Below are 4,826 nucleotides of genomic sequence, written 5' to 3' on the forward strand. Positions count from 1 at the left end.
GAGATGATCAAGTTTGAGTAATACGTGATCGCCATCAGGCCCGCAGCCGCGTCCTTCTAAAATTTCCAATACCATTGAGCGCGCTACAACATCACGGCCAGCAAGGTCTTTAGCGTTAGGAGCATAGCGCTCCATGAAGCGTTCGCCGTCTTTATTGATAAGGTATCCGCCTTCGCCACGACAACCTTCAGTAACTAAAGTACCTGCGCCGTGAATCCCGGTAGGATGAAATTGCCACATTTCAATATCTTGTACCGGTGCGCCTGCACGTAAAGCCATGCCGATACCGTCACCGGTATTGATATGCGCATTTGTTGTTGATGCGTAAATGCGGCCTGCACCGCCAGTGGCTAATACTGTGGCTTTAGACTTAACAAAAACGGTTTCGCCATCTTCGATGTTAATGGCGATTACACCGACGACCGCACCATCTTGGTTTTTAACAAGATCAACAGCAAACCATTCGTTAAAAAAGGTGGTGTTACTTTTAATATTTTGTTGGTAAAGGGTGTGTAATAACGCGTGACCTGTTCGGTCGGCCGCTGCGCAGGTGCGAGAAGCTTGCCCGCCGCGACCAAAATCTTTCGATTGGCCGCCGAATGGGCGCTGATAAATGCGGCCATTCTCGGTTCGGGAAAAAGGAAGTCCCATGTGCTCTAATTCAAAGACCGCTTCGGGGCCTACTGAGCACATATATTCAATAGCGTCTTGGTCGCCAATGTAATCTGAACCTTTTACGGTGTCATACATGTGCCAGCGCCAATCATCGTTAGGGTCATCGCTGGCAATTGCGCAGGTGATGCCGCCTTGCGCAGAAACCGTGTGTGAGCGAGTTGGAAATACTTTGGTAATGACAGCTGTTTTAAAGCCTGATTGAGCCATTTGAAGTGCTGCACGCATGCCCGCGCCGCCTCCGCCAATAACGATACCATCAAAAGTAATTGTTATCAGTGTCGCCATTATCTTAGGCTCCCCACAAAATTTCGAGACCCCAAACGAGGTAGGCTGCAGTAATTAATGCATAAGTCGATAAAACGATAAGGCGCAAAGCCAAACCTTTAGAGCCGAGCATGCGGGTAGTGAGGTAGTCGGTGACAATGCCCCATAACCCTATCCAGCCATGTGCCGCAATACTAAGTAGTGCCAGCAAGCTGAAAATACGCATCCAAAGTTGATCGAAAAGGTTATTCCAAGTCGAATAATCAAGATTTGGGTGGCTTACAATAAAGCCCGCGAGGAAAAGTGTGTAAGCCGCAAGAATGACGGCGCTAAAGCGCTGGATAATCCAGTCAGATACGCCATTGCGAGAAAGGGTTGTCGCTGCAGTTACCATATTAGATAGCCTCCGATAGCGAGAATGGATAGTGCGGCGAGTGCGATAACGGCTTTAGCCCCAGCGCGACCTCCTTCAAGTGATTCTCCAATTCCCATGTCCATCAATAGGTGCCGTAATCCAGCGACGGTATGATAGGCAAGAGCTGCTAATACACCCCACGTGATGAAAGTCATTATTGGATTGTTGAGTGTTTCTTTCAGCTCGTTGAAGCTCTGCTCTGAATTCAAGCTTGTGTCTAGCGTCCAAAGTAAAACCAAAACGCCACCAAGCATAATGATTCCAGAAACGCGGTGCAAAAAAGATACATACCCTGTTATAGGTAGCGAGATTGTTGTTAAATCTAGATTGACAGGCCTGTCTTTTTTCACTGTTGCACCACACCTTTATTTTGAATGAATGGTTCTTTTTATTACAGTTTAGTTGTAAATAACGACGTTAATCGCGTATTCGGTAATTATCGCTGGCGCATTGAGCTATGGCTAGCTTAATTCTAACTAAGCGCTTGTACTTACCCATCTTGTTTGGATATCTACGGCTGTCTTGCGATTTTCTTTGTCTGCTGGTTATTGCTGTCGTAAACGTCTAGTTTTTTGTTGGGTTTAGCCGCAATAAATTACAAACATCCCCTTTAGCGCAATAACCTTAAAAAACGCGCTGAATTATAGAGAGGCAGCACCTAAAATACAAACTTACTTTTGTCTGCTATGCCTACGGATCAAGGGCTTGCTAATAGTTTTGTTTCGATATCATTACACTCGCTTTTTTACGCACCAAACTGGCGCTTTTTGAGTAAAACTTATACAAGTAAAGCAGATTTTGCTGGCTGTCGCTTCATTAATGGTTCCTATGGGGCTAGATTTTTAACTATACTATGCGCCAATCGCACGTACTCACCGGTTAATTTTTACTCAAACCTTTGTTTTGTTGATCACTCATGGGCATTTAATCGTCGCTAGCTTGGCTTGATGCTAGCTATGAAGTTTGTGGTCGTGCTAGATTGCGCAGGCTTTAGTTACTACCCTCGAAGCACTTTTGGGTGTTGGTTTGGGCGGATCGTATGCTTTATCAGAATAATAATGGTTTAACGCTGTGGTTCGAGTGCTAACGTGCTAAGTTTATTTTTAGATAAATCCAGTTACAGGAGTCGGTAATGACCGAAAAGAAAGCGCAACTGACAGTCGACGGTTTAGATCAAACTATTGAATTACCCGTTCGTGCCGGAACAATAGGCCCAGAGGTGATCGATGTTGGCGCATTGACGCGAAATGGTTTTTTCACCTATGACCCTGGTTTCGTTTCTACCGCGGCCTGTGACTCGTCGATTACTTACATTGATGGTGGCAAGGGTATTTTGTTGCACCGCGGTTTTCCTATCGACGTATTGGCCGAGAAGTCCGATTACCTTGAAAGCTGCTATTTATTGTTGCATGGCGAGCTTCCAACAGCTGATGAATACGAAACGTTCAAACTCACGATCACCAATCACACTATGGTGCATGAGTCCATGCACCAATTTTTTGAAGGATTCCATCATAACGCTCACCCAATGGCAAAAATGTGTGGCGCCGTAGGTTCTCTCTCAGCGTTTTATCATGAAGATTTAGATATCACCAACGAGAGTCATAGAATCAATGCTGCGTATCGTTTGATTGCAAAAATGCCAACTTTGGCAGCAATGTGCTACAAACATCATGTTGGACAACCTGTTCTTTATCCTGACAATAGTTTGGGTTATGCCGAAAACTTCTTGCGAATGATGTTTGGTACTCCGTGCGAAGAGTATAAAGTGAATCCTATTTTGGCTAGCGCCATGGATCGTATCTTCTTGTTACATGCCGATCACGAGCAAAACGCATCAACATCGACTGTGCGTTTGGCCGGTTCTTCGGGTGCAAACCCTTACGCTTGTATTGCGGCGGGGATTGCAACCCTTTGGGGGCCTGCGCATGGTGGCGCTAATGAAGCTGTTCTGCAGATGCTCGAGGAAATTGGCAGCGAAGAAAATATTGATGCGTACATTGCAAAAGCAAAAGATAAAAATGACCCTTTCCGTTTGATGGGCTTTGGGCATCGAGTTTATAAAAACTTTGACCCCCGTGCTCGCGTCATGAAGAAAACGTGCAGTGAGGTATTCGCTGAACTGGGTGTCGAAAATGATCCGTTATTACGTATTGCCAAGCGCCTTGAGCAAATCGCACTTGAAGATCCGTATTTTGTAGAGAAGAAACTTTACCCTAATGTGGATTTTTACTCGGGTATTATCATGAAGGCGATCGGTATTCCAACGGATATGTTTACAGTGATTTTTGCGGTAGGCCGTACCGTGGGTTGGATTTCGCACTGGCACGAAATGATTTCTCAGGGTACTCGAATTGGCCGTCCGCGCCAGCTTTACACGGGTTATGCAGAGCGTGATTACGTTGATGTCAAAGACCGCTAATTACTGAGCGGGTTATCCAAGTGTATGTAAAGAAGCGCCCAGTGGGCGCTTCTTTTGGTTTTAGTTAATTCATTGCTGAATATGCTAACCTTAAAAGCTTGCTTGAATCTGCGCGCGCTCGTTGCGCTTTAGTCATTAATTCTTGAGTACCTGCTTCCTATGAAATCTTCAATACGGGATGTATTACAGCTCACTCTGCAGGGTGAAGATTGTTTTCGTGCGACACACCATAAAGAAAATTTTAACCAATCGTTATTCGGTGGTCAGGTTTTGGCTCAAGCTTTAATGGCTGCAGGTTTGACGGCAAAAGATATCCCTCCTCATTCAATGCATGCTTATTTTTTGCGCCCTGGTAGTAGTCATAGTCCTGTTGATTATGAAGTTGTTCGCAATCGAGACGGTAGAAGCTTTAGTCATCGCACGGTTAATGCGAAACAAAATGGCAAAACAATTTTCACGGCGATGGTTTCTTTTCATCATCCGGAAAAAGGTTTTGAGCATGCAGTCTCATGGTCAGAAGCACCGTTGTCGCCTAGTGATATTCCTGCAGCGTTTCCGTCTGAATTGGCCCCAGAGCAACCTGAGCTATCGGCCGATGCGTTTGAGTTTCACGCTTTAACTGACGGTATGTTTTCTAACGAATGTGCAGGTGCAAACTCGCGCTTTTGGATGAGGAGTAAAGAGCTGCTTGATGGGGATCGGCTGCTTCAGTCATGCGTTCTGGTTTATGCATCAGACTTTGGGCTGCTGGCGACTTCTTTGGGGCAGCATCCTATTTCTTTGTTTCATGGTGAGGTATTGGGTGCCAGTGTCGATCATGCGATCTGGTTTCATAACGCACCTTTTTCGGTCAATAATTGGATGCTCTATGAGGTGGAGAGTCCGTGGGCCGGTGGTGCGCGTGGCTTTTCGCAAGGGAAAATATTTGATCAACAGGGAGTGCTTCTCGCGACCACTACACAAGAAGGATTGGTCCGCCCTAAAGTAACGCCGTCTTAGGGGCGAGGCAATAATAGTTTGTCCAATTAGGCGAAGAGGGTCTGCAGGGAG

The 4,826-nt window shown here is 45.8% G+C and carries 5 protein-coding genes; 2 read left to right on the top strand and 3 right to left on the bottom strand.

The features are described 5' to 3' along the window. The 3 genes from AC3A8L_RS19900 to sdhC all read right to left on the bottom strand — a co-directional run. Positions 1-960: FAD-binding protein (locus AC3A8L_RS19900; protein ID WP_487964016.1), on the bottom strand; the 960-nt coding region annotated here is incomplete at its 3' end. Positions 961-964: 4 nt separating this feature from the next. Further along, positions 965-1,333: a succinate dehydrogenase, hydrophobic membrane anchor protein gene (gene sdhD, locus AC3A8L_RS19905; RefSeq protein WP_487964017.1), complete on the bottom strand. Its 369-nt coding sequence runs from the start codon at positions 1,331-1,333 to the stop codon at positions 965-967. Beyond that, positions 1,327-1,704 carry a succinate dehydrogenase, cytochrome b556 subunit gene (gene sdhC / locus AC3A8L_RS19910; RefSeq protein ID WP_487964018.1) on the bottom strand — a complete coding sequence of 126 codons (378 nt, stop codon included), beginning with the start codon at positions 1,702-1,704 and terminating at the stop codon, positions 1,327-1,329. The genes sdhD and sdhC overlap by 7 nt, the downstream gene beginning before the upstream one ends. A 782-nt stretch (positions 1,705-2,486) precedes the next feature. Here sdhC and AC3A8L_RS19915 point away from each other — a divergent pair. Together AC3A8L_RS19915 and AC3A8L_RS19920 are read left to right on the top strand one after the other, a co-directional pair. Next, a complete protein-coding gene (locus tag AC3A8L_RS19915; RefSeq protein ID WP_487964019.1) occupies positions 2,487-3,776 on the top strand; it encodes a citrate synthase in 1,290 nt (429 codons plus the stop codon). A gap of 159 nt (positions 3,777-3,935) precedes the next feature. After that, on the top strand, positions 3,936-4,775 hold the full coding sequence (locus AC3A8L_RS19920; protein WP_487964020.1) for an acyl-CoA thioesterase: 840 nt from the start codon (positions 3,936-3,938) through the stop codon (positions 4,773-4,775). The last annotated feature ends 51 nt before the right edge of the window (positions 4,776-4,826 follow it).

It is taken from the genome of Marinagarivorans sp., from assembly GCF_982758155.1.

Coding starts and splice junctions, on each gene's coding strand:
- sdhD (WP_487964017.1), bottom strand. CDS start 1,333: ATGGTAACTGCAGCGACAACCCTTTCTCGCAATGGCGTATCTGACTGG.
- AC3A8L_RS19920 (WP_487964020.1), top strand. CDS start 3,936: ATGAAATCTTCAATACGGGATGTATTACAGCTCACTCTGCAGGGTGAA.
- AC3A8L_RS19915 (WP_487964019.1), top strand. CDS start 2,487: ATGACCGAAAAGAAAGCGCAACTGACAGTCGACGGTTTAGATCAAACT.